Consider the following 25543-nt stretch of genomic DNA (forward strand, 5'->3'; position numbering starts at 1 on the left):
CGGCAGCTGCGGTGGCTCCGGGCGTCATCACACAGGACTCCGGACCCTTCAAGCCGAGCCCTCCTTCGGTGGCCCCGGCCCAGCCACAGTCTGCAGCGTCGCCGTCCAGACCGGCGACTGGCGCAAGCGGAACGCGGCCGCCCGGACACGTCATCGCTGCACCTCGTGTATCGGCCCAAGAGCTGACCTTGCATCATGGCGATGGCTCCAACATATTTCCGGCGGGCGTGTCGATTCCGCCCCGCATCCTTCGACGCACTGATACGGGGACATGGTCGACTAACGAGAAGGGATGCCTCACCATGCGTTCACTCATCGAGCGCTCGCAGGTTCAAAGACGACGTTTGGTAGCCACAGGCGTCACAACCGTCCTAATCGCGACTGCACTCGTCATCGGGACTCAGCACGAATCTTCGGCTGCGGCAACCGGCGGATCGACCGCTGCACAAGTGGGCAGGTCTCTGTCGTGGGCCCCATGTCCTCGTGTGCCAGAGCCTACGTTGGGGCTTGAATGCACCTCGGTCACCGTGCCACTGGACTACGAAGAGCCGGCCGGCGCGACCATCGAGATCGCGGTGTCGCGGCTGCCGAGCACCAATCCGGCTCGCCGGCGAGGCGTGCTGCTGCTCGACATCGGCGGTCAGGGTGACTCGCAGACACAGCTGCCGCTCACACTCGTGAGCCTTGGGCTTCCTGCCAGCCTGCGGGAGCGCTACGACCTGATCGAGTTCGATCCGCGCGGCATCGGCGGGAGTACGCCGCTGACCTGCGACCTGCGACCCGACCAAGCAGCCACGCTGATCCCGCCGCCGTACGCACGGACAACGGTCGATGTCGAACGACGTGCGGCCGACGCGCACCAGATCGCGGAGCAGTGTGCGCGCTCGAGCACTGCTCGTCTGTTGCCCTACATCACCAACACCAACGTCGCGAGGGACATGGACCGGATCCGCCAGGCCCTCGGTGAGCAACGGATCTCCTACCTCGGATACTCCCACGGAACGTACTTCGGCACGCTCTACGCTGCCCTCTTCCCTGACCACACTGACCGTATGGTCTTCGACAGCGTGAGCGGTCTTGGAGGACTCGACGCGATCGGTGCTCGACGATGGGGTGTGGGATTTGAGCTGCGGTTCCCGGACTTCGCAAAATGGGCCGCGTCGCAGAACGCGACGTACGGTCTTGGTGCTACAGGGGCGCAGGTACGGCAGCGATACCTGCAGGTCGTCGACCAACTCGACCAGCGGCCCGTCGCTGGGTTCAATGGAGCCTCTCTGCGGGCACTCACGTACGGCCTGCTGTTCAACGACTCGATCTTTCCGGCCCTTGCGGCGGCCCTCACGGCACTCGCCGCCGGCCAACCACCCCAGCTCCCGCCGCCGCCCGCGGGCGGCGACTTCTCCGGCATGCTGGCGCTCGTCTGCAACGCCCCCGGCTGGCCGCGGGACATCAAGACCTACCAGCGCCACGTCGCCCAAGATCGGGAGCAGTACCCACTCTTTGGCGCGGCGGCGGCCAACGTCTGGCCCTGTGCATTCTGGCCGGTCAAGCCTGAACCGCGAGTCGACATCAGCAAGGCCAGGTCGTCGAACATCCTGCTGGTGAACAACCTGCGCGATCCCGGCACGCCCTACGTCGGCGCCATTGAACTGCACCACACCCTCGGCGCACGATCCCGCCTCGTCACCGTCGACGAAGGAGGCCACATGTCCTACCTGTACGGCAACAACACCTGCGCCGACACCATAGAAACCGCGTTCCTCGTCGACGGCAAACGCCCACCACGAGACACCTTCTGCCCCAAGAACTAGCAAGCGATCGTCAAGCCAGCGGTGCGGACGCAACGATCCGTGCCGCTGGCCGACCGCCAGCCTGTCGAGGCCGAGTGGGAGCAGGGCGAGGACTGTGGGTGCGACCATGGTGCTGATCGACATGCTGGTGTTGCATACGCCCTGGTACTGCCCCTGGGCGTGACCCGGAGCCAGATCGAAGGTGAGCAGGAACGAGCCCGAGGACTGCAGCAGTTCGGCGAGCACCTGGACCAGGACGCCGGCGGCGAGCAGACCGACCGCGATCGCGGCGTTGCCCCAGGTCGCGCCGACCAGCAGGACCATCGATGCCAGCAGCAACAAACCCGGCGGTACGGGTGGCGCGCGCGGACGGTGGCCGGATCGGCGATGCCGCGCGACGAGCGCACCTGGAACAACGAGACCACCACGGTGCCGATGATTGGCGGCAGCGCGACCGTCCAGCGCGGCCGGGTGGCAGCGGGTGAACCGGGCCGGGCGTGGGTGGGGGTGGGTGCGAGGTGCGACTCATCCGCGGGAGAGGACGCGGTGGGCGGTGTTGCGGAGTTCTTCCATCAGGTCTACGCCGGAGTCGAGCATGCGCCGGAACTTCGCGGGATCCTGCGGGCCGAACATCTCCGCGATGGTGACCTCGTGGTCCGGACGGCTGAGGATCTCGATCGGGTCGCCGGCGCCGATCGTGCCTTCGCGGAGCACCTTCAGGTACGCGCCTGGGCAGCCCGCCTGGTGGAACCGTTTGACCCAGTGCGGTTCCTGCATGCGGTGCTGGAACGTGATGCACGGGATGCGCGGCGCGCGGACCATCACCTCGACCTCGTCGCCGATCCGCCACACCTCACCAAGCAGCGCGCCGCTGATGTCGAGCCCCTCGGTCCGCAGGTTCTCGCCGAACAGACCGGTCGGGATGTCACGGCCGAGTTCGGCGGCCCACCAGTTGGCGTCCTCCTCGGCGTACGCGTAGAGCGCGAGATCCGGGCCGCCGTGGTTCTTGGTGTCGCAGACACGGTCGCCGGCCAGCCCGAGCTCACCGACCCGGACCCGGCCGGACTGCGGGCGCTTGTCGATCGCGGTGAATCCCGTCTCCTTCGGACCCGGGATCAGCTTCTCCACCACATTCACCGTCAACAACCGCATACCGGCATCCTCCCCCGGCAACCGCTAAGGATCCACAGGTTTAAGCCCGCTTGAGCGGGAGTACGGCGATGATCAACAACGTCCCCGCCGTCGCAGCAATCCCGATCCAGGCTGCGGCGCCGTACCAGGATCCGAAACTGCGCGTCTCGACGACCGGTGATTTGGGCCCTGAGTCCTGCGTTCATGTCAACGGGCTCTTCTCCAACTGGACGATCGTGGATCGGCGATACAGGCGGCAACCACGGCGGAGCCCCGACCACTCGACCGGTCTCGATATCTCGCCGATCCACAGCGGGCCACTGACAGATCGCGTCGCTTGGCGGCTCGAACTTCAGCGATGGTAACGCCGTGTCGATGCCAACGGTAGGAGCAGCGCAGCGAGGCGTCTGACGACGCCCGTCGGGGTCCACTACGGCAGCTGCCAGCACGGTCAGTCGCCATCTCCGCCAGCTGGCTGCGTCAGGTCGGCGCGGCCGATCCACTCGCGGACCGCCGGATCCGTTCGCCTCATGTCGCGGGCAAGCTGGGCGTACGCGCCCTTCCGCTGTTTCTGGCTGTCGCCGACGGCACGGCGCGTCTGACGGCGCATGACTCCCTCAGAACGACTGGCAGCGCCGCGGCTGGTGGACTCGGCGGAGGGCTCGCTCATCAAAGGGCTCCCTGGTCGATTTAGATGAGTGTAATGGCGTATGATTCGTAACACATTAGATACTGCAATGGTTTCACCGCCTGGGCAAGCCCTTGGTCGCAGCGGTCCGATCCGCTGCGTTGACACGAGTCGAGGCCGGCCGCGCGAGGGATGAAGGTCCCGGAGGCCCGACAGGCCGCCGTCCATGGTCGGCCCTTCTGAAGAGCTGCCTCGCGCCGCTCGTGACTGGTTGTTACCAGCAGACATCGAGACTGTCCGCCAGGTCCGTATCTGCTAATGGCCTGGCAGGTTAATGAACGTTACGGCCAGCTATCGTTCAGTAGCGTCCGTGTTCGGCGTGATGGTGATCAAGAGCGTGGGTTATGTGGTTAGCGTCGTCGCCCATCAGCGTGCTCATCAAACTCCGTATGGCGACCTGACTCGGACCGAAGATGGTTGGGCACGAGCCCCCAAAGGAGGAGGTCCGGCAGGACGGCGATCGGCTACTACGCGCGGCTGATCAGGAAAGAAGAAGGTCACGCCGAGCCGAATGCCGCCACAATCCCTGGCTGGCGCGAGAAGCACCAACCCTGGATGCGGCACGCGCCAAGAGCTCAGGCTGCCCGAAACGCGTCCGAGCCGACGCCGACAACTCGTCGGCGTCGACGACGAAGACACCGCGAACTAGGTCCCGAAGAGGACGTGCGATGACAAGAACGACGACGACGGTGACGTGAGTGACGAGGAAGACGCCAGGTCGCACAGACCGCGAGCGGCTCGATGCCCAGCGACTTGGACTGGTGCATACTCGACGCGGTGATGGGCCGACGGATCTTCCGCGATCCGCATCGTCCCTGATCAACTCACCGGCGCCCCACTGACGACCTGCAGGCCCTTGTCTACGTAGCGCCAACCTGGCGATGCCAAGTCACGGTCACCGCGCTGGTCAAAGTGGCACTCCGCCGCCGGTCCGGCGCGTCATGCTGCCGAAGGTTGATCACATGCGTCAAGACCGAGCGGTCTTCGGATATGACCAGCAAGGGTAACCTGATCGGCCGCGCCCCGTCCGCCAAAGAAGGGCCTGCCACCGGCCCGCTTCACCCTTAACGCACTCGTATCCGGCTCGGCTCGTCCTAGCCACGGGCCGAGTCGCGACAGCGCCCGGGTAAGCCCGGTGGTCGGGAAGACCTTGTCCCACCGACCTCGATCGTTGTCAGCGATCATGCAGCGGAGCCCGGCGTGGCACGCCGTTGCCGACGGGTCCGCACCGCACAGCGCGATATCTGATCGTATCGTCGGCCAACTGATGGACACCATCTCAGGATCGGCACCGTCTCCACCGGGTACCTAAGATTCGCTGTTGCAGTCAATCCGCATCACTCTCAGATCGATGGACACAGATGCGTGATGCGCCTCGCTTCTGCACAGGAAACATAGCTGTCAGCCCGGTCCTGGGATATCTGAGCTGACTCGACGAGCTGCAAGCAGCCCTGGCTGCGTGCAGAGCGAAGCATCAACTCGCCTGAACCTACTCTCAAGCGGAAGCTCTAGCGTTCCGAGAGCGCCGGAGATCCCCAGCAGCTTCCCTCCCCCGACGGGCTGGTGTCACCGCCCCTAGCTATGGAGCCCATCGCTGTGACTGAACTCAGAAGGCAGCGATTGACGCCGGGGCGCGCTCGGCCCGGCTGAGCGCGCGGATCATCGCCGTTGAGCCGTGGCGACCTACAGCAAGCCGCGACAGCAAGTGGATCACTGCATAAGTGACGTCCTCTGGCAGCTCGGGTGTGGGGACATCGACACTCACGGCTAGGTCATCCGAATGCACAACAAGCTCCATCATGCGGCTGAGGACGAAGTCCTCCAGCCGCAAGGACCATGTTCCCCATGATGGGAGGCGCACAAGCCGACCTGCCGGCTGTCCGGGAAGCAACTCCCGCAGTTCCGCTACTGCCGTTGCTGCTTGCGTGGCCAACTCGCGCGCACCGACGGTCGCAGTCGCGATACTGCCGCTACGGATGCGCACGTGCTCCTCGTGATCGTGCCCAACATTCATCCATCTCACCCGCTGGTAGTACTCGAGAATCGAGATGGACTCCTCTGATGGCTCGGCCATAGCCAGCACTCGCGGAATGAAGAAGATCTGTCCAGCCAAATGCCCAGCCAACCCTGACACCGGGTACAGGGCAAGCACACTCGGCGTATCCCAGGCGGCCTCAATTGCTTCGTGTGCGAGCAGACCGGCCGCCGACGCCGCCGCATCCAAGTAGCAGTCCCAGATCATCGATGGTTCCTCCGACTGAAGGCGCGGTCCGCGGCGCGACTCGACGCCACCAAATTCTGGACGATGCAGGAGTACATCACACGTCTTCCTGGTGAGCGCAGGGAACACGAGACCACGATCCGGCGAACGCCTAGCGGATAATCGTCGAAGCACATACTCCCATTAGAGTAGTCCGCCACGAACCACGCAACGTTGCTTCGCCGCCACCTCGGAGTGCTTACCGCGGTTTGCCGCCTCGACGTCGGACTCGACGGAGAGCTACCCAAGATCGCGTTGGTAGTGCAGGAGTTCCGGGTATGGCGGAAACGAACTGTTGGTTCGGTCTCCCGTCGAACGCCAGCCCAGCCTCTCGTAGAACCGTCGAGCACGCCCGTTCCCGGTGAAGACCCGTAGCCACGCCCGACGAACGCCACCAGCTCGCATCCTGGCGACCACCGCGTCGTGCGCGATCCGGCCAATCCCGGTGCCCCAGTGTTCGACGGCGATTCCGAAGTGGAAGAACTCATCGTCGCGGATGGCAGCGAAACCGATGAGCACACCGTCGAGCTGCACCACGAGGCAATCGATGCCGGGCGTTGCGATCTCCTGTCTCCAGCGCTCTGCCAGGTCTTCGCGAGGAAATGGGTACCTGTCTTGCGGAAAAACGTCCGCAAGTCCGAGCACCGCCCCAGGTTCCTGAACGTCGACGACGGCTGCTACATCCGCGACGGTCATCGCTCGCAGCACGCGCGGGTAAGGGATCCTGGACACTCTCGAACCCTCCAAATCGGGTAAGCCGCTCGACCTGAGCCCGCGCTCTGGGTTCCTGGGTCATTATCCGACCCTGGAACCCCACAGCCACAACGTCTCGTGAGCGCGGCAGACGGATGGATCCTATTGGGACCGTAGTTGTAGATCATCTTCCCCTGGCTGTTGGTGATGACGTACACCAGCCCTTCCATGTTGACTTGCCGCCTCTTGGCACTGCAGCAGAACGGTCTTTTTCTGCCGGCGGATGAAGCTGCGCGACAGCGGCCCGCCGACGCAACGGCCATCGCTGCGCGCCGGCGCGTCAGCGACCTTTGCGACGCGGTTCAACACAAGCCCACGACCACGCAGTCTGGCTAACCTGCGACGCCGGTGGAACTCAGCGATCTGCCTTGGCCGCGTCGAGGACTTCGGTCGCCTTGCGCGCAGCGACGGAGACGGTGCCATCGATGTGAGTCGGATTGTCGAACGCCATGCTGAGGACGACGTCACCGAGCGCGGCCATCACAAAGGTGACCTGGAACCCGTCCAGATCGCCGCCATCCGCGACAATCCGGACTCCGATACGGGCGTTTCCCACCTTGGGGATGGAGACCTGGCTGATCGTGACCTGTGACGAGCCGTCACCAGGCAAGGTCAACTTGGCCTGCTTGCAGGATCGAATCGCGGCCGCAGTCTGCTCCACCAAGGCGCGGGCCGCTGGTGCCGAGGGCAGCGCGTCTAGATCCTCCTCGACGAACGGGCCGGACTGTCCACCAGTGAAGATCCGGCTGACGGTTGCGGTGGAGCCTGGTGCGCTCTTCGTATTCAGAAGCTTCGCAAACTGTTTGCACCGACTGTTGGTCAAGGAGATGCCATCTTGCTCGTCAGGCTCGGAGGAGTCGATCACAAACCCGGTCGGCATGTCGGACTGTGCGAGCAACGCCTTCGTGAGCGTCGCCTTGGTCAGCGGCTTCCGGGCCGCGGGAGTTGTGGCAGTCACAGTCGGCGTGGCTTTCGACGTCGTCGAAGTGGAAGTCGGCGAGCCCGAGGTGGACGACCCGTTCGAACCAGAGCCACAGGCAGGGAGGGTCAACACGAGACCAGCCACGAGTATGGCGGGGACGGGGATTCGCTTCAGCAACACGAGATGCGCTCCAGGGTGCAGACCAGACGATTGCACGGGCCTGCGCTTCGATCTGCTTGTAGCGCCCCGTGGTAATGGAGTAGAACGGAAATCACGTTAGATGATGCCAAGCTTCTCAAGCCTGCGCAAGCCACGCTCACAGATGGGCGGCGCCCATCAGAAGTCCAGCAGAGCTGCACGCGCTGACCACCACGCTCTGCCCTGCCCCAAGCGCCCGGCGCTCGGCGCCAGCTGACGCTTGAGTGATTAGAGCCGATCTCGCTGTGACCCCGAGCGCCACGGTGAGGGATGGCGGGACCTCGCGTTTCTCTGATATGACAATCATTATCGTTCGTCCGTGCCGTATTGGTTCCCTGCGCGTGGTGGCCACGTGAAGGTAGGAGAACTCCGACGGGGCATTCGACGCCGCGGATGACTACGCGGGAGTCCAGGCCGGCCCGCCGAAGATGGACTGCCAGTCGTTGGGCGGGCGCGCACCATCCGGCCCGCGGCCGGGCCGGAACCAGGAACGACCGCGTTCGGGCCGCCTCGGTCTGCCTTGGCCAAACCCCGAGGTTCACAACGAGTGTGAGGACATCCTATGGCTTGGTTCGACCGTGATGTCGATGGCTTCCGGACCGACGTCGCGCACGGGCTCGCCAAGCACCCGGCATTGCCCGATGGGCTGGACGAGCCGGGACTGCTCGCGGTGCCTGACACCAGTTCGCGGTCACCTGCGGATCGGGCACCTCACGCAGACTTTTCACAACCTCAGGCGATGTGGGTCAGCCATGATCGCGGTCCTGCTTTCTGCGTCGTAGCGGTAGACCTCGCGACCGTCGATGAAGACGCGCAGTGCCCTGCTCATGACGTCTAAGGGATCTCCGGACCAGACGACAAGGTCTGCGTCGAGGCCGGGCTTTATTGCGCCTACCCGATGCTCCAGGCCGAGGATTCTGGCCGGATTGACGGTGATCGACCGCAGCGCTTCCGCTCGGTCGAGTCCTTCCTTTACGGCAAGCGTGGCCTGATGGGCCAGGAAGTGCACGGGGACAGTGGAGTGGTCAGTTGTCAGCGCGAGTCGCACGCCGGCGCGCGCCAGTATCGCGGGGTTGCGCATGCTCAGGTGCCGCAATTCCACCTTCGAGCGGGACATCATCAGCGGACCGCTGACGACCGGGATGTCGCGCTGCCTGATCAGATCCGCGAGAAGGTGCGCCTCGGTTCCGTGATGGATGACAAGCCGGTAGCCGAACTCGTCGGCCAACCGGATCGCAGTGGCGATGTCGTCGGCTCGATGGGCATGCTGAAGCCACGGGAGTTCGCCGTCGAGCACTCGGAGCAGTACGTCCAAGGTGGGATCTCGGTCGAAGGGGACATGTGCATCGAATGCACTGTCGCGGTGCCCCCGATAGTTCTGTGCCTTGATGAACGCGTCCCTGATCACGGCCGCCGAACCGAACCGGGTGGAGGGCAGCCGGTCCCGGCGACCGTATGACCCGAGCGGGTTCTCGCCGAGTGCGCTTTTCACGCCGGCGGGCTCGAGCACCACCATCTCGTCTGTAGTGCGTCCCCAGCATTTGACCACCGCTACCTGGCCGCCGATCGGGTTCGCAGATCCTGGCATGATCGCTGCGGTCGTGATCCCGCCGGACAGTGCATCTGTGAAGCCGGTGTCGGTAGGGTTGATCCCGTCGAGCGCACGCAACCTTGCCCCGTTGGGGTCGGTCGCCTCGTTGATCAGGTCGACGGCTTCTCCCTCCTCACCGACACCGAGATGGGTGTGGGCTTCGACGAAGCCAGGCAGAACCCATGTCCCGGTTATGTCGATGGCCGGTGTGTGCGGTGGTACCTCGACTTGGGTGCCTGGTCCGATTGCTGCGATCTTGCCGTCCATGATGAGAACCGTCCCGCCAGCGACTGCGTCGCCTTCGACGGGTACGACGTACGCGCCTCGAAGCACCACCGATTTTGTGTCGGAGAGTAGCGCTGGCATGTGGTTCCTAGGGTTGTGAGGCGAAGACGACCTGATGGTGATCGACGGTTTTTGACGGGATGAGTTCGAAGTTCTCGTCACCCGGGTAGAGCACGGCCACGCTGACGTCCACACCGGCGAACCGTTGTACCGCTTCCCAGGACGTCCAATACGTGATGAGGACGAACTCGACCTCATCACCCGTCTCCTTGCGTAGGATATGGGCACCGGCATGGCCGGGGAGTCCGGCGCTTTGCGCGACGCCGGTCGTCATGAGGTGTTCTTCGAAGCCGTCGGCATGTCGACGTGGGACACGGCCCCTCCACGTGCGCGCAATCATCGGCTCGCCCTGTCGCCCGTCTGACCCGGTCCTGTTCGCGAAAGGTTCTGCATGGCGACCGCAGCTGCCGCGAGATCCTGTACGCCGAGCCCAACAAGCTTGGCAACCGTGATCTGGTTCGTGCCGGAGCGCCAGTGCCTAGCGCCGGTCACGAGCTCGCCTACCTCCGCGTGGATGTCTTCAGTGGTCACGGCTCTGGCACGAATTGCCTGGTAAAGATCCCCCGCAAAGCGAGGAGTGTCGCGGCGGCTGTCGACGACGAGGAGGTCCGCCCGGCTGAAACAACGTGGGTCGAGTTCGGTCTTTGTCAGATCATCAGCACCTACGGCGGTGATGTGTTGCCCCGGCTCGAGCCACGAACCCAGCAGCACTGGTTCTCGGCTGCTAGTTGCCGTGACGACAACGGTGGCCGACTGCACAGCCTGTTGTGCTGACGGAGCGACTGAGATGGACAGGTCTGATCTCACGGCTAGCAATGCCGACCGGAGCGCGTCTGCGGCATTAGCTCTCCGGCCCCAGATCACGACTGTGTCGATCGGCCTCACATGACAGGCTGCCAGCACCTGCAGGTACGCCTGAACCCCTGTCCCGAGTACCGCGAGAATTCGCGCGTCGTCACGTGCCAGAAGACGCGTGACGACAGCGGCCGCTGCTGCCGTCCGGAGGTCGGTCAGGTGGTGCTCGTCCTGGAGTATCGCCAGCACATCTCCGGTCGAAGCATCATGGACGGCAACGTATCCGGTCGAGGCGGACCTTCCGTCGGCGGCCCGTGCCGAGAACCAGCTGGCGACCTTGACAGTGAACACCGGATAGTCGGTCATCCACGCTGACTTGACATGCACATCGCCGTCCGAGCCCGCCGGTGCGAACACCACGATCGGTGCCTCACCGAGACCCTGGCTATACGCTGCGAATGCCTTCTCGACGGGTTGGATGAGGTCGACCCAGCTGACAACATTTCGGATAGCTGACGGTGGGTAGACTTTCATGGCATCTCCGAGAGCGGTGCTTTGAGCAACCATCCGCCGCCCACAATCGCAACGTCTCCTCCGACAGTCACTCGCTCGACGTCATCTGCTGTTCCGTGGGCTGTGACAGCGATTTCGCTGGGCCTGCCCACGAACCTGCCCTGCTTCAAGCGGATCTCCGCGCCGTCGCGAGCGAGTCCATGACGTCGCAGGTACGCACCAACGCATCCCGCCGCGCTGCCTGTGGCGACGTCCTCAATCACCCCGTCGTTGTTCCAATGCCGTCCTTCAAGCGCATGTGCGTCGAGTACGTAGACGAACTGCGCGCCAAACTCACGAAGGAACTCGCCGAAATTCGGATGCTGGATGCGAGCTTGCTCCAGTGCGTCGCTACTGTTCACCGGCACGATCAGGTAGCGCAGCCCCGTCGACACGATCTCTAGCGGCAACGTGGGATCGAGGTCGTCCGTCATGAGGCCGAGTGCCTCAGCGACTGTTGGCCTTTCAGCCATTAGGATTCTGACGATTTCCGGTCGCCCCTGGTCCAGCAGCGCGGACAGGTGGCCGTCGCGGGACCGGGACGTGCGGACACGCACGGTCCGTGCGGGCAGGCGAAAGGTCCACCACGTCTCCGCCTGAGCGGCATCATCCGAGCAGGCGTGGAGTACCGCCGCGGCGCCGAGGACCGGGTGCCCAGCGAAGTCCAGCTCGCCCTCCAAGTCGAACACCCTGGCGTTGTACTCGGCCTGCGCTGTCCGGGTGATAAAAATCGACTCGAAGTGTCGCAGCTCCTGGGTGATCCGCGAGAGTTGTGTCGCTGCCAGGGCAGGTGGGTCAACGAAGACTGCGAGGCTGTTGCCCGCGTATGCGGTCCGCGAGAAGACGTCAACGTGGTGGTAACTGAGCCCGGACGCTGTGGGATCTGCCGACATGAGATGAGCGTATGGGCGACCGTCTTCAGTTCATATGGGAATATCACTATGCCTGCCATAAGGGTCGCCTATGGCGGCTGACCACGATCGACCGACCAGCCCGAACGGCAGTGGCCTGTCGGGTGATGGGCACGAGTGGTGGTCAGTCTGGGACCCAGGAGTACGGATAGGGGGCCGGTCGGGCGCTCGCCTTGTCCAGCCGCGCTCGAAGTTCCGGATCCAGGGACCAGCCGGCTGCGCCGAGATTGTCGTCAAGTTGCTGGGGAGTGCGGGCGCCGATGATCGGTGACGTGATGCCAGGGGCGTCGAGTAGCCAGTTCAAAGCCACCTGCGCAGGAGTGTGCCCGGTCTCGGAAGCCACGCCGTGAAGGGCGTCCAGTACGGTCCAGGTGTGCTCGGTGCCAAACTCATCCCACCTCATCCTCCCGGCAGCCGAAGCGATACGGCTGTCGGCGGGTAGCTCGGTCGCTCCACGCCGGAAGCGTCCGGACAACCATCCCTTGGCCAATGGGCTGAACGGAATTACACCGAGCCCTTCCTTTCGGCACAGCGGAAGCAACTCCCACTCGATCTCACGGACAAGCAGGTTGTAGCACGGCTGGAGGGAAACGAAGGGCTCCCAGCCGTGATTGTCGGCAAGGCCAAGGGCCTTCTGCAGCTGGTAGCCCTTGACATTACAGGCCCCGACGTAGCGCACTTTGCCGGACCGGACCAACATGTCCATCGTCGAAAGCGTCTCGTCGAGTGGGGTGTCCGGATCCCAGTAATGGATCTGGTAGAGATCGACGTAGTCGGTCTGCAGCCTGCGGAGGCTTTCGTCGACGCTCTTCATGATGTGCTGTCGCGAAAGACCTTGGTCGGTGGGCGAATCGCTCATCCGTCCGCGCACCTTCGTGGCGATCACGAGGTCCTCGCGCTTCCCGCGGGTCAGCCAACGGCCGAGGATCTGCTCCGAGACACCCCGGGAGTAGTTGTTGGAGGTATCGATGAAAGTGCCACCCGCCTCGACGAACCGGTCCAGCAGCTCGTGGCTGGCTTTCTCATCGGTGAACTCGCCGAACAGCATCGCTCCGAAACACAACGCACTGACCCGGAGTCCGGTCCTGCCAAGGAATCGATAGTCCATAAGCAGCGACCGTCCGCGACACCGTCGGGTCCGAAGCAACCAGACCGAACACACCAGGCTCGCCACGCAGCACCGCGACATCGGCCAGGCAGTCCCCGCCCAGCCCGAGCATGATCGCCAGATTTGCGACGATCTTGGCCGGGTCGTGTCTGGCCAACGGCTTACGCCATGGCGCCAACACCCGCGACAACTCCGCAACTAGACCACTGGCCCGGACTGCCTCAGTGAGCAACAGCCCACCGGCCTGCGACACCACCCCCGAACCGGCCGCATCAACGCGAACAGACGGATACAACCCGGTAGTCTTCACCTCGAAGGTGCTCCTCGATTCGCGACGACATGGTCCTAGACAAACCACATCGTCGCTGGTCAGGAGCACCTTTCAGTTCACCAACACGACCTCACGCCCGTCCACCGTGAAAGCTCCGGGCTAGCCGCTCTCGCCCGTAGACGTAGGTGCCACCCGACATCGGCTATGCCGCGGCCAGTTGGGCTGAAGGCATTGCGTTGCAGTAGGCAACGACCGCGGCGATGATCAGTCCGACCAACAGGCCAGGTCCTGGGGCTCGCGCAACCGGCGTCCAGACGGCGAAGACGCCGACCATCGAGCCGAGCCCGATGACAACGGCGTCGACGGTCCCCGAGCCGCCGCGCTAGCGCGGCGGCAGAGGGGACGTAACGGTGACGTGACGAGCCTTCTGAGCACCGGCTAGTTTCACGTGCTTGTCAGAGCTCAATGCTCTAGCGGCATCTCACTGCTAAGGAGTAGTACTGCCACGCTGTCAACTCGCCATACTCGCGATCGAGGCGTCGGCTGAAGTCGAATCGGATCGGTGTTGTCAGGTGGGCGGACCGGGTGCGCTGCGAGTCGAGTTCACCTTCTCGGTCGGACACACAGGCGTCGTATCGCGGCTCCCCGATGGTGCTGGCGCGCTGCGTCGCGGTCAACTCAGGCGTCATTCGAGTCCGCGACGCCGTTGCCCGACTATCCGGCATACGAGAACCAGTCGACCGGTGGTATCCGGACTGGACGTCGAGGGACTTGTCGAGATGAGGTGAGCGTTTGGCAATGACCTGCATTGCATCTGGAAATAGTCTTACGAGGATCATAAGCTTCAGCTATGGCGAAGGATCTGGATCTTGCTGACCTGCGCTCGTTTGTGGCGGCGGTGCGTGCGGGCAGTATCACCCGTGGGGCCGTCGCGTTGGGCGTGAGCCAGCCTGTCGTCAGCCAGCGAATCCAGCGGCTGGAGCGGGCTGTGGGGCAGCGGATCCTGCTGCGTGGGCAGCGTGGAGCACGAGCGACGGCACCCGGCGAGACACTCCTCGCGTATGCCGAGCGGATGCTCGCATTGCATGAGGAGGCCCAAGTCGCGGTGAGTGGGAACGTGAATGACTCGACGGGACAGCGTACGGTCGGTCTGCTCGAGGATCTTGCCGTCACATCCTTGCCTGAGGCGCTCGCTGACTTCGCGACGTTGCACCCACAAGTCAGCCTCGAGGTCATCGTGAGCTCTGCGGCCGCCCTGCGCAGGCTGGCCGACCGCGGCCGACTGGATCTGGTGTTCGGCGATCCGACTGTGATGCCGGCCGCCTCTGTGCGTTGGCAGCGTCAGGTCCCAATGGATTGGGCCTTTGCGCCGTCCTTCGACACAACGGCGGATCCCCTGCCCCTGGTGCTGTTTTCGCATCCTTGCCGATGGCGGCAGCCGGTGATGGACGCGGTTAGCCGGCACGGACGGCAATGGCGGATTGCGTTCCAGAGCACCAGTGTGCACGCCGTACAGACTGCGATCGCCGCCGGCATCGGCATCGGTGCATTGCTGAGGAGCAACATCCCGCCAGGAGGTCGGGCTAGCGAGAACATCGATCTGCCGCCCGCACCACCCGTTGAGATTGCGATCGCGCGGCGAGCAGGCACCGATGCAGATGGCGCTCTTAACAGCCTCGAACGACTACTTGTCCGATCGGTTGATAGCGCGAGCTCGCACAGCTGAGTGTGCGGCGCCGGCGGAGGCGGAAGTGCTGCTGTTCCGCAATCGGCAAGCCCAATGCCGAAGTCAAGTCGGCCATCGTCGTGCTGTACAGCTTCGCCGGGTCGGGAACCTGCGCGCTCAGGCCCGGATTCCTCGGGTGCGACGAGCCAGTGCATGCGGCCTCAGATCCGAAAGGCCAGGCGATGGAGTCGCGCTCTCTGCCCAGCAATACACAGACGCCGTAGTCGAGTCGGCGAATCGGCAAGGCGCTGGTGCTCGCCTAGAACTCGCGATGAGCACCTCGCCTCAGCCTTCGCCGCCTGGCATTGAACCCTATGAGGGACAAATGCGTATCTAAGTAGCGGCAGCCTCGAACCAGCATGCCCCCCTGCCAGTTCGAGGCTGCCGCCTGTGTCCCATTAGTGAGGAGCCGCATGAACATGAAGCTACGCATCACGCGAGTCATGGCGCCGCTGTTGTTTGCGTTGGGCGCCGCGCTGGCTGTAACGCCCCCAGCCAACGCAAGCAGCGCATTGCCGACCCCGCACGCACCTCAACTGCTCAGTGCCATTGTCACAGGTTGTCAAGCGCCTTGTGCGCCCGGAAAATCAGGTGAGGTAACGCTGACCTGGACGAATCCCAGTCCTCCGAATGGCGCGATTGTCCTGAACACGGCGTACGCTAACGGTTTCAACATAGGCTCACCGACGACGATCAGCCGCAGCACTGACACTGTGCGGGCCAGCTACCCGATCTGCGCCGCTGTCAACAACCCCACTCCGGATTGCTATCCGGCGCGCATAAACGCTCTACGTGGCACCGAAGTAGTGACGGTGACTGCCCGGTTCGCCTCCGGGAACCCAGACAATGGCACCTTCCAGATGAGCGCGGAATCGCCCCAGAGCAACCGGCTGGTTCCAACGCAGGGGTGACGCTCAAAGACCCAGTACAGCTCGGCCGAGATTCCGCGCCGACCACGCGGGGATGACTGCATCGACAGGGCGATGGCGCGCATGGCCTTGCACTGCCCGATGAAACCTACGTGGGGCCGTACGTCCTCGGTGGTCTGGAGCCCAGCGAGGAAGCGAACCTCTGCGGTCACCGCACAGCATCGCGAGACTTGACGGTCGCCGGTGTGAACGGTGTGCGGATTAGATTGGCGGGATGATGGTTGAGGATGAGGTTCGAGCGATGGTGGCCGAGTCGGATGCGATCTTGGTGGGAAACGACGCCGGCGTTGATCGCTGGGTGCTGGACGGATGACTGGGTGGCCGTGGATGCGAATGGGATCACGCCCAAGGCCGACATCATCGGCTGGATCGCGTCCGGGCGGCTGCACCATCACGCCATGGCGGTCGTCGGTGGCGAGCGGATCGCTCGGGTCGGTGATGCCGTCGTCGTCACGGCTCGCAAGGCCAGTGCGGGTGCCTGGGACGGGACGCCGTACACAACCGAGGAATGGATCAGCCAGGTCTACGTCCGCTCGCACAACCGTTGGCTCCAAGCCTTCTGCCACAAGGCGACTATCAAGCCATAACCGAGGGAGCCTCTGTCGGGCCGCGGGGATCGGCGTTGGGGGTGTCTCAGTTCGCGGGCTCGGTGGGCCAGCCAGATGCGGCCGCAGATCGAGGAGCGCACCCGGAATCCACTCGGCAAGTGAGGGTAATGAGGGCGCATGGATGTCCCTCTCACGAAGGTCTCTGTCGTACCCTCGCGGCTTCGCTTGCAACTCTGGACCGTCGCTGCGGTGCAGCAGAAGCCCCGCCCGGTTACTGCGGCTGGTCATGTCATTATGGATGCGAGCAGTCCCGCCGGATGGAGTGGCTCGCCAGACTCCGAAGCCTTCAACCACTCGTCGGTGCTGACGACGGCGGCGAACCGGCTGTGGAGGACGATCATCGTTGTTTCATACAGTTGCTTCGCGCCGACTTTTCCGCGCTCATGGGACAGCGTGACGGTTCCCGTCGCGTCGGCGAGGACCTCCGCGGCATAGCCGACATGCATCGCCTGCCGCGCGCTGGTGTCCACACAGTGGTGCGCCATAAAGCCAACGATGGCGACGGTGTCAACATGGTGGGTCCGCAGCCAAGAGTCGAGGTCGTTCCCCGTAAACGCGCCGGGTGTCACCTTCCGCACCAAGTGCTGACGCGGGCGGTCTGAAACCACTTCGTGCAGCTTCCAACCCGCGCTTCCCTCGGCGAACACTGGATCGTCAGGACTGCCTGTGTCCTGCACAACGACAACCGGAATATCATTCGCCTGCGCGGCATCCATCGCCCGACCGATGTTCCGCAAGCTGAGATCCAACGATGGATACTCGATGGGCAGGCGCCCGGTCTCGTATTCGTTCTGCACATCGATCACGACCAGCGCACGACGCATGCCGCCTCCTACCCGCATCACCTCTAATGGATGAATTCGTATGTGACATTAGACCATCATCCTCGATCGCGCCACATATCGAACGTGACGCCAGGAGAGCTGCGCCGACGTCGGCGCACGCTCGGAAGCTGAAGCGCTCACAGCCATTGAATCGCCCCGGTTTGGCGGAGGCTCGATTACGCGGTTCCGGTCTAGATTGCAGAGCGGGTTGGCCTCCAACTCGGCTGGTGGGCCGAGCGCGATCTCGCCGTGAAGCGTCGCTGGTTGAACCAGTCGACGCACTCGGCAACGGCGTTCCAGATGTCCTTCGGTCATGAGGTTGGTGACGGTGCGGTTGGTGGGTTGACGTGGGAAGACCTCCGGAGCGCGGTGGAGTAGTAGCCGTCTTCACCAGTCCGGACCCTCTTCGTGTCCCACCGTAATCGGCGGTTGACAGTGCATGCTCGTCCGTCGTTGGTTCAGCGGGTCTGTCATGACCCGGCCCTGACCCTGGTTCTTGGACACGCTGAATCCAGCCATGTGCTGGGGTAGCGAGATGATCAGGACCATGGCCCGTAGGAACTATTCCGAGGAGATTCCGCCGGCAGGCCGTCGACTTGTACGAGTCCACTCCGGGGCGCCGCTGCGTGGTATCGCGGCCGATCTCGGGAATCGAGCGGGCGACCCTGGCCCGTTGGGTCGAGGTGCATGGATCGGGCAGGAAGACGACCGGCGACGGCACCACGATCAGCAGCCCTTCCGGGCCGGTCGGCGTGAGCCGCGCCCGGATGCTGGCCCGGGGTCGGGAACGGAGTCGCCGAAGGCGAGGATCGGTCGACGCGAGGCCGAGAACGCGCAACTGCGGTCGGAGAAGATCACGCTCACGACTGAGCGGCAGATCCTGCGCCAGGTGGCCAAGTATTTCGCCGGGGAGACGAGCTGGTGAACCGCTTCCAGTTCGTCGCCGACCACTCCACCACCTCTGGCGCCGGGCCACGGCGTGGCTGGAGTGTGAAGCGGCTGTGTGAGCTCGTCGAGATCGAGCGTTCGACGTACTACGCGTGGCTGAAGGCCGCTCCCGCCCGCCGGGAGAGGTCTGAGGCGGACGCGGCGCTGGCGGAGCGGTCAGGGCCGTCCACGACACCGACAAGCTCAGGGTGCTCCCCGGATCACCGCCGAGCTCAACTACGGTGCTGACTCCGGTGCGCCGGTGAATCACAAGCGGTCGCTCGGGTAATGCGCACCCACGGCGTCACCGATTACCGGCCCCGACGCAAGGTCCGCACCACGATCCCCGAACCCGCGGACCGCAAGGTGCCCGACCTGCTGGATCGCGACTTCACCGCTGAGGCGCCGAACCAGCTCTACGTCGGCGATCACCGACCTGCCGCTTGCTGACGGCAACAACCTCTATCTGGCCACGGTGATCGACTGCTACTCCTGCCCTGGCCGTCTAGGTCCATCGCCGGCCACATGCGCACCGACCTCGTCGAAGACGCCCGCGGCCGTGCCGGAGCGATCTTCCACGGCGACCACGGGTCGGTCTACACCTCCAAGGACTACACCCGACTCCGCACAAGCCTGGGCGCCAACCGGTCTATGGGCACTGTCGGGACCAGCGCCAACAACAGCCTCGCCGACGCGTTCAACGCCACCCTCAAGAGGGAGGTCCTCCACGACAACAACTCCTGGCCCGACCAGGCCACCTGCCGCCGCGAAGTGTTCCGGTGGCTCGCCAGATAGAACACCCGCCGACGCCATTCCTGGTGCCGCCACCTGTCCCGAACACCTACGACGCCCTCTACCTCGCTACGCTCCCGTCAGCGGCGTAATCCACCATGCGTGTCCAAGAACCGGGGTAAGGCCCACCGGCGGCCGATGGCTCATGTCGCCAAGGATCTGGGCGTTTACCTGTTGACCGATGAGTTTGATTGGGCCGGTAAGACCACCCCGGTCCGCTACGAACGCGCCCGGCCCAGTGAGCTGGTCCACATGTATGTGAAGAAGGTCGGCCGGATCCACGACGGCGGCGGCTGGAAGGCCCACGGCCAGACCGGCGCGCAGAAACGGGCCCGGATCGGGTTCGCCTACGCCCACTTCCTCGTCGACGATCACCCCCGGCTGGCCTACTCCGCGATCTTGTCCGACGAAGGCGCCACCTGTGCAGGGTTCCTGCTCCGCGCAGCCGGCTACTTTCACCCCTCACACCTTGCAAACCGAATGGGCCTACGGTTGCATCTTCCTCACCAACGCCGCACTGGCACCCGGCTGGACTTCTACAACAATCAACGCCGCCACACCGTACTCGGCGGATTCCCGCAATCAGCCGACCGTCGCCAACCTCGACCAACCACAGCTAGTCGCGCCCCTTTCCTGACTTCTTGGTCCCCCTCTTGTTGATGGGGAGGTTCCTCCCGCCGCCTTTCTCGCTGGCCGCGATCCTGGCCTGGCGTGCCGATAGCTGGCCACCGGATTCCACCGCTTCGCGGCGTTCTTCCTTTTTGCTGCCCCATGCCATGACTCTTCACCTTCTTTCGTGTCGCGACTGACTTCGCCTGAACTCTAGGACAGGTTGGGGAACCTGGCAACGATTCTCGGGTAATGGGATATTGGTCGTGCTGCATTAGAGAATCATGGTATCGTGACCCCGCCAGTGGCGCTGTCAGTGAGGCGCATCGGGAACGGCCATGTCGCCTTCCGGCAGCAAATCGTTGTGGTTGCCGTAGCACCGCCGCATCGCCACGGTTCCGGTCGCGGACGCCGTGGATGAGACTGCAGCATCGACATCTTCGAGGCAGGTGAATGAGTCCAGGGACGGATTCCATTAGACCGGCCGATGCAGCGATGTCTGCAATATGCCGCCTTTGGTCTGCGTCCCGGGTGCCGGACTGGTGACCCCGTCGTCTCACCGTCAGGCCGCGATCGACAGGATCCGCAAGGCCCAGCTCCCACGCCCCATCTGACCACCGTCCGACAACCGATCATTCAATTGGGCAATCGGGCTGTCGACCTCATCCAGACACAGACCGCCAGCCGCACTACGCCCGTCAGGGTTCTGCCCTTGACCGTGGTCGTCGAACGGCTGGCGGCTAACGGCGGACGAGAGGAGCGCCGTCACCCACCGGCGGGTGACGGTGCTCGTCCGACTGCTAGCGGCCGAGGTCCTTGCCGGAGCCGACGGGCGGAAACCCCAGGCTTTGCTGTCCGCGAGTGCGGTGAGTTGTGGGACTGTGAGCAGTGGCTGGGCGCGAGTGATGGGGGCCTTTTTCCATGCTGTCGAGTTGGCATTGCTGACAACGATGATCCGGCCATCGGGGTAGCGCAACTGGACTGCGTTCACAGCAGCAACCTGCTTGCCCTGCACCGATCGGCCCGGCTGATGCTCGGCCAAGGCGATCGTCCCATCCGGTCGAGTGGTGCAGTTCTCCGGATGAGCCTCGTTCGCGCAAGAGATCCGTCATGACCTGAACTTCGAGGAGCGACGCGCCCTTGCCATCGTCGACGACGTACGAGGCACCGATGGAGTTGTCGCCCCAGGTGCGCGGCTGCGACACCTTCAGTCCCACCGGCACCAGACTCCTCAGAGTCTGCTGCGTGTCGTTCGGGGTCACCTGCCGCATCGGCTTTGCGGCCGCCGAAGGCGCACTGGACGTCGCGACGATCGGCATGCCCGCGACTGGCGTGCCAGCAGAACGGTCGCCGCCGATCATCTGGCTACCAGCGAAGATCACGCCGGCCGCGGCCAGCACAGCGCCCGCCGAGGTGAAGCCAACCAGTACGCTACGGCGCCGGCGGAGGATGACACCGCGGCGGACCGCACGATTCACCAGATCAGTGCACTCCGGCTCCAAATACTCCGTAGCACGTCGCATCAGGTCGGTTACGTCGTTCATGGGAATTTCTTCTATTCGGGTCAGAGGGATGCCAGGTGGACGGCGTCATCGCCGTGGACAACCCGGAGGCGGTCGAGCGCCCGGGATGTGCGTGTCCTGATCGCACCAGGCTTCTTGTCAAGATCGAGCGCGACTTGTTCGACGCTGCGATCTTCGAAGAACCGCAGCACCAACACCGCTCGATCCAGCGGAGCCAGCTCGTACAGGGCCTTCTGGAGCGCAACGCGAAGTTCGGTATCACCTTGACGTTGCGCGATCTCCGGAACCTCGGCGTACGGATGCTCGACCAGGCGCCGCCGCCACTGGGACACGAATGTCCGTGCCAACACGGTCTGCGCATACGCCGCCGGATTGTCGATCCGCGAGATCCCGCGCCAAGCCCGGAACATCTTCGCCAGCGTCTCCTGCACCAGGTCTTCAGCCTGGCGCCGATCGCCGACGAGCAGCCAAGCCGTCCGGTACAGATGAGGCGTCCGAACGTGCGCGAATTCCTCGAAGTCCTCCGCTGCCTGTCTCATCCACTCTCCTCTGTTGTGCCTACACGCTGTACGACGCTCAGACCGGCGGCAGCGTTACACCCCCTTGACGACCCCAACGAGGTCAACAGGCTGACGCCTCCATCGAACGCCCGGAGTCGCGCCGAGGCCGGGGGCTGTCTGTACGGCCGCTCGTGGCCTTGGTGCTGCCGTACTGAGGGGCCGCTGGAGATACGAGAGAATGTCTCTCATACCCCTGCCGTCGCCCATAGCCCTGCTGTGGCTCGTCGGAGTGCTCACGACGGTCCTTCGACTGATAGCAATCGAGGATGAAGCTGCGTGCTGCGCGGGCGTGGGCCGTCAAGGCGCCCCTGGCGTTCAACACCATGAGCCAGCGCACGTGTCCCGGCGGGCACCTATCGAGCGCGCACTACTGGCCGGTGATGGACGACAAGTTGCGACTCCACCGTGCAGTGAATGGGTTTCTGCAACATCAGTCAGCTCGCCGGGCTCAGCAGGGCTTTGATCTCGGTCATCTGGTCGGGTCTGAGCGGGCCGTACGCCATGGCGCCGGCGTTGTCTTCGACCTGTGCCACGGTCTTGAAGCCCGGAATCGGGACGGTGCAGTCACTGCGCGCCCAAAGCCAGGCCAGCGCACCCTGTGCGAGCGATCGGCCGTCGCTGCGGAGGATCTCCCGTACGGCGTCGAGTTTCGCGAGCGAGTCGGGCTTCGGCCTGCCGTCGACGAAGTGCCGCATCCAGTCGAAGTTCCGTGAGCGCAGGTCGTCGTCAGGCAAGCGCGAGTCCGCCGTGAACTTCCCCGTCAGCAGACCTCGCGCCAGCGGGCCACGGTTGACACTGGCCAGGCCGTGCTTCTCACAGCTGGCAATCATGTCAGGGGAGTCCTGCAGCAAGTTCAGGTCGTGCTGGATCGCGGTGCAATGGTCCCCGCCCGAGAACAGCTCGGCCTGCGCAACGTCGTCCGTGCTCCATCCGTACGCGCGGATCTTGCCCACCTCGACCAGCTCCTCGAGCACGTCACGGACCGCCAGGCTCTCTGCATCGGAGTCCGTGCCGCAGTGCAGCTGGTAGAGGTCTATGTAGTCGGTGTCCAGGCGCCGTAGGGAGGCCTCGCAGGCCCGACGTACGTAGTCGGGTGAGGTGTCGGTGCCCGCGACTGTGCGCTGGGATTCGTTATAGAGGTGGCCGAACTTCGTCGCGATGACCACCCGATCGCGCTGCCCGCTCAAGGCGCGCCCGAGAACGCGCTCACTGTGCCCGGCGCCGTAGGTATCGGCGGTGTCGAAAAACGTCACACCCAGCTCCAGGGCGCGATGAATGGCGCGGATCGACTCGTCGTCGTCGACCTCGCCCCACGAGACCGGCTTCCCACTCCTCGTGATCGGCCCACCGATAGACCAGGCTCCCAGGCCGAGGGCGCTGACCTGAATTCCAGAACGTCCAAGAGATGTCGTCGTCATGCCACCGGACCTTAGAATCTAGAGCACACTCTAAGTCAAGCCTTCTGCCGCGCGTATGCTAACTCGAAACAAGATGAGTTCCATTAGGCTTGTCGCGGATGCACGCACCGTCCGACTCAGCGAGCATCTGTAGAGCTCCGGGCACCACTCGATCACAACCACGCAATCAAACATTCATCGGCCACACGACAGACGACAGTGGCGCAGATCCATGAGGTCCGGCCCACAAGGGGCTAAAATCATCTATGTTCAATGCAGAATGACCTGCTTCCCATTAGTGCAGCGTTGCGATGATGCAAGACTAAGGTGTCGAGTGATCGTGATAGGCCAGGATTCGCTCGATGTCCCACGCATGATGGACGGCGTCATGGGTGTTGTTCCGGGCAACGTCATGAGCGCGCTGGATCACGTGAGCCAAATGCTCAAGCACAACGCCCTGCTCCAGCGGGGCAGACAAGTGCGGACGGATGCGTCATCCCTGACTAGCGGTACGCCAGTGTCGCGCTTAGCAATGACTCGACCGCCCTGACGACTGTCGCCAAGGCGCTGAGCGACCGCTTCGATGACAACCGCTGGTGTACCGGCCAGCGCTTCGCGGCGTATCAAAAGCTCCTCGTCGACGCCATCGATGGCCGTGTTCTCCTGGGCAGTTCGGCCAACGCCAACCCACCCCCATTCTTCCGCGATGTCGTCGCGTCTCCCCACAGTGTGGCCACGCGCATCTCGTCGACCGCGAAGGACATCCCACGCTGAGGGCGAGGGACGAGATTCTCGCCTTCCTGACCGAGCGCTTGGGTCCTCTCGGACACGCCAAAGGCAAACACCAGGCCGTATAAGGCCGCGTGACGTTGCCTAGATCAACAAGCATGAGAGACGGGTCCCAGTCCTGAGCGAATCCTAGGTCGAACTCGCTCGACGTATTCCGGGAGGTCTTCGCTGTCGACGGGCCGCGACCGGTAGCGGTTGTCCGTCGTTAGAAGCACCGCCGCCGAACACCGCTCGACCTCACCGGAATCGACCCCCGCGTGAGCGCCAACACCGACCGCGGCTTACCCCACGACGGACCCAGGAGCGCCGTGCGCAGGACTCCGCATGGGCGTGACACTATCTGCAGCGCTCTCCCGCCCTGTTGATCCCAACACCCCTTCAGGAGGACGACATGGAACCGACAGATGCCATCGACACCCATGACCAGCGCGGTGATGTGAGCGCCGATCCGACGCCGAGGGCGGTGCTCGTCACCGGCGGCGGCCGAGGTATCGGCAAGTCGATCGCCGCCCGGTTCGCCACATCGGGCTCAAAGGTCGCCATCGCTGATCTGGACGCTGAGTTGGCCCGATCGGCAGCCGCCGAGATCGGCCTGGGCAGCATCGGGATCGGCTGCGACGTCACCGATCGCGATTCGGTCACGCATACATTCGATCGCATCGATGCCGAGTTCGGTCGGCTCGACGTCATCGTTCACAACGTGGGGGTGGCCCGCAATGTCAGCTTCGAGGATATGACCGACGACGACTGGAACTTCCAGGTCGATGTCACCCTCAGGTCTGCATTCGTCGTCGCCCAGATCGGGCTTCCGCGTCTCACCACACCCGGCGGCAACATCGTCTTCATAGGCTCGGTGAACGGCTTCTCGGCCTTCGGCCACGAGGCGTACAGCGCCGCCAAGGCCGGCATCGTCTCGTTGTCCCAGAACCTCGCGGTCCGCAACGGCCCTCGAGGGATCCGTTCCAATGTCGTTGTGCCGGGCACCATCCAGACAGAGGTATGGATCCCGCGTCTCCGGCAGGACCCGGAGGTCCTGACAAGGATGTCCCGCCACTACCCGTTGAGGCGCATCGGCACGCCCGGGGACGTTGCCGCTGCTGTCTCCTTCCTCGCCTCGGTGGAGGCGTCGTGGATCAGCGGCATCGCCCTGCCGGTCGACGGTGGCCTCCTAGCCGGCAGCCTTGCCATGGCAGAGGACACCGACCTTCGCCCCAGCCCAGGTGCGTGACCGAGCCGTCGTTGTTCTGCACCTCGGAGGACCTCATCGAGGCAACGCCGGGATGCAGGCCCTCGATGCCAGCGGTGTCGGCCTGGCTACCGTCTATCACTCCAGGCGCGACTTCACTCCGCACTGCCCGCGGACCGCAACCGGTTCCTCGGTGGCGGCCGGGTTTGCTGCTATCGCGAGTGTGGCCTCCTGCCGGGGGACGCCGCGCACAACCTTGCCGATCCCTCTCCTCTGCGCGGCGTGCCACACGTGCGAGGCGTGCGCGTACGAGATTCCGTCCTGGCCGAGCGCCTACGCCAAGCACGTGAGGTGCCGG

At 64.2% G+C, this 25543-nt stretch carries 20 protein-coding genes and 2 pseudogenes; 7 read left to right on the forward strand and 15 right to left on the reverse strand.

The window, feature by feature from the left end; genetic code table 11:
- Positions 1-527 precede the first annotated feature (527 nt).
- Positions 528-1811 carry an alpha/beta hydrolase gene (locus EV647_RS02830; protein WP_202876023.1) on the forward strand — a complete coding sequence of 428 codons (1284 nt, stop codon included), beginning with the start codon at positions 528-530 and terminating at the stop codon, positions 1809-1811.
- Between the two features lie 504 nt (positions 1812-2315).
- Here EV647_RS02830 and EV647_RS02835 read toward each other — a convergent pair.
- The 11 genes and pseudogenes from EV647_RS02835 to EV647_RS02885 all read right to left on the reverse strand — a co-directional run.
- Positions 2316-2942, reverse strand: coding sequence for an MOSC domain-containing protein (locus EV647_RS02835; protein WP_133997958.1), 627 nt, complete (start codon positions 2940-2942; stop codon positions 2316-2318).
- Between the two features lie 430 nt (positions 2943-3372).
- Positions 3373-3591 (reverse strand): hypothetical protein, encoded by a 219-nt coding sequence (locus EV647_RS02840; protein WP_133997961.1) that lies wholly within the window; start codon positions 3589-3591, stop codon positions 3373-3375.
- Positions 3592-5215: 1624 nt separating this feature from the next.
- A complete protein-coding gene (locus tag EV647_RS02845; RefSeq protein WP_133997964.1) occupies positions 5216-5851 on the reverse strand; it encodes a maleylpyruvate isomerase N-terminal domain-containing protein in 636 nt (211 codons plus the stop codon).
- 258 nt (positions 5852-6109) lie between these two features.
- Positions 6110-6565 (reverse strand): GNAT family N-acetyltransferase, encoded by a 456-nt coding sequence (locus EV647_RS02850; RefSeq protein ID WP_133997967.1) that lies wholly within the window; start codon positions 6563-6565, stop codon positions 6110-6112.
- 412 nt (positions 6566-6977) lie between these two features.
- Entirely contained in the window at positions 6978-7724 is a 747-nt protein-coding gene (locus EV647_RS02855) for a sensor domain-containing protein (protein WP_133997970.1), read from the reverse strand.
- A 742-nt stretch (positions 7725-8466) separates the two neighbouring features.
- Positions 8467-9600 (reverse strand): amidohydrolase, encoded by a 1134-nt coding sequence (locus EV647_RS02860; RefSeq protein WP_238176996.1) that lies wholly within the window; start codon positions 9598-9600, stop codon positions 8467-8469.
- A 106-nt stretch (positions 9601-9706) separates the two neighbouring features.
- Positions 9707-10018 (reverse strand): antibiotic biosynthesis monooxygenase, encoded by a 312-nt coding sequence (locus EV647_RS02865; protein ID WP_133997973.1) that lies wholly within the window; start codon positions 10016-10018, stop codon positions 9707-9709.
- Positions 10015-11007: an ornithine cyclodeaminase family protein gene (locus EV647_RS02870; protein ID WP_166680210.1), complete on the reverse strand. Its 993-nt coding sequence runs from the start codon at positions 11005-11007 to the stop codon at positions 10015-10017. Before EV647_RS02870 ends, EV647_RS02865 begins: the two co-directional genes overlap by 4 nt.
- Complete coding sequence (locus tag EV647_RS02875) at positions 11004-11918, reverse strand: PhzF family phenazine biosynthesis protein (RefSeq protein WP_133997980.1); 915 nt, start codon at positions 11916-11918, stop codon at positions 11004-11006. Before EV647_RS02875 ends, EV647_RS02870 begins: the two co-directional genes overlap by 4 nt.
- A gap of 142 nt (positions 11919-12060) precedes the next feature.
- Positions 12061-13044: an aldo/keto reductase gene (locus EV647_RS02880; RefSeq protein ID WP_133997983.1), complete on the reverse strand. Its 984-nt coding sequence runs from the start codon at positions 13042-13044 to the stop codon at positions 12061-12063.
- A gap of 7 nt (positions 13045-13051) precedes the next feature.
- Positions 13052-13354: pseudogene (locus tag EV647_RS02885) on the reverse strand (transposase); the annotation flags it as partial.
- A gap of 811 nt (positions 13355-14165) precedes the next feature.
- Here EV647_RS02885 and EV647_RS02895 point away from each other — a divergent pair.
- The 3 genes from EV647_RS02895 (at position 14166) to EV647_RS02905 (ending at position 16557) form a co-directional block, all read left to right on the forward strand.
- The gene (locus tag EV647_RS02895) at positions 14166-15041 is read left to right on the forward strand and encodes a LysR family transcriptional regulator (protein ID WP_133997986.1); all 876 of its coding nucleotides are present in this window, start codon (positions 14166-14168) and stop codon (positions 15039-15041) included.
- Positions 15042-15460: 419 nt separating this feature from the next.
- A complete protein-coding gene (locus EV647_RS02900) occupies positions 15461-15952 on the forward strand; it encodes a hypothetical protein (protein ID WP_133997989.1) in 492 nt (163 codons plus the stop codon).
- A gap of 275 nt (positions 15953-16227) precedes the next feature.
- On the forward strand, positions 16228-16557 hold the full coding sequence (locus EV647_RS02905; protein WP_166680211.1) for a nuclear transport factor 2 family protein: 330 nt from the start codon (positions 16228-16230) through the stop codon (positions 16555-16557).
- Positions 16558-16802: 245 nt separating this feature from the next.
- Here the strand turns inward: EV647_RS02905 and EV647_RS02910 are convergent, their stop codons facing one another.
- The gene (locus EV647_RS02910; protein WP_133997995.1) at positions 16803-17402 is read right to left on the reverse strand and encodes a cysteine hydrolase family protein; all 600 of its coding nucleotides are present in this window, start codon (positions 17400-17402) and stop codon (positions 16803-16805) included.
- 547 nt (positions 17403-17949) lie between these two features.
- On the opposite strand from EV647_RS02910, the pseudogene EV647_RS02915 reads away from it, so the two are divergent.
- Both EV647_RS02915 and EV647_RS42455 read left to right on the forward strand, forming a co-directional pair.
- Positions 17950-19213 (forward strand): annotated as a pseudogene (locus tag EV647_RS02915) (IS3 family transposase).
- Positions 19214-19223: 10 nt separating this feature from the next.
- Entirely contained in the window at positions 19224-19781 is a 558-nt protein-coding gene (locus EV647_RS42455; protein WP_202876024.1) for a hypothetical protein, read from the forward strand.
- Between the two features lie 749 nt (positions 19782-20530).
- Here the strand turns inward: EV647_RS42455 and EV647_RS02925 are convergent.
- The 3 genes from EV647_RS02925 to EV647_RS02935 form a co-directional block, all read right to left on the reverse strand.
- Positions 20531-21274 carry a hypothetical protein gene (locus EV647_RS02925; protein WP_133997998.1) on the reverse strand — a complete coding sequence of 248 codons (744 nt, stop codon included), beginning with the start codon at positions 21272-21274 and terminating at the stop codon, positions 20531-20533.
- 20 nt (positions 21275-21294) lie between these two features.
- On the reverse strand, positions 21295-21792 hold the full coding sequence (locus tag EV647_RS02930) for a SigE family RNA polymerase sigma factor (RefSeq protein ID WP_133998001.1): 498 nt from the start codon (positions 21790-21792) through the stop codon (positions 21295-21297).
- A 455-nt stretch (positions 21793-22247) separates the two neighbouring features.
- Complete coding sequence (locus tag EV647_RS02935) at positions 22248-23231, reverse strand: aldo/keto reductase (RefSeq protein ID WP_133998004.1); 984 nt, start codon at positions 23229-23231, stop codon at positions 22248-22250.
- Positions 23232-24390: 1159 nt separating this feature from the next.
- Between EV647_RS02935 and EV647_RS02945 the strand changes: the two genes are divergently transcribed.
- A complete protein-coding gene (locus EV647_RS02945; protein WP_133998007.1) occupies positions 24391-25227 on the forward strand; it encodes an SDR family NAD(P)-dependent oxidoreductase in 837 nt (278 codons plus the stop codon).
- The last annotated feature ends 316 nt before the right edge of the window (positions 25228-25543 follow it).

It is taken from the genome of Kribbella sp. VKM Ac-2566 (assembly GCF_004366005.1).
Classification (GTDB): Bacteria; Actinomycetota; Actinomycetes; order Propionibacteriales; family Kribbellaceae; genus Kribbella; species Kribbella pratensis.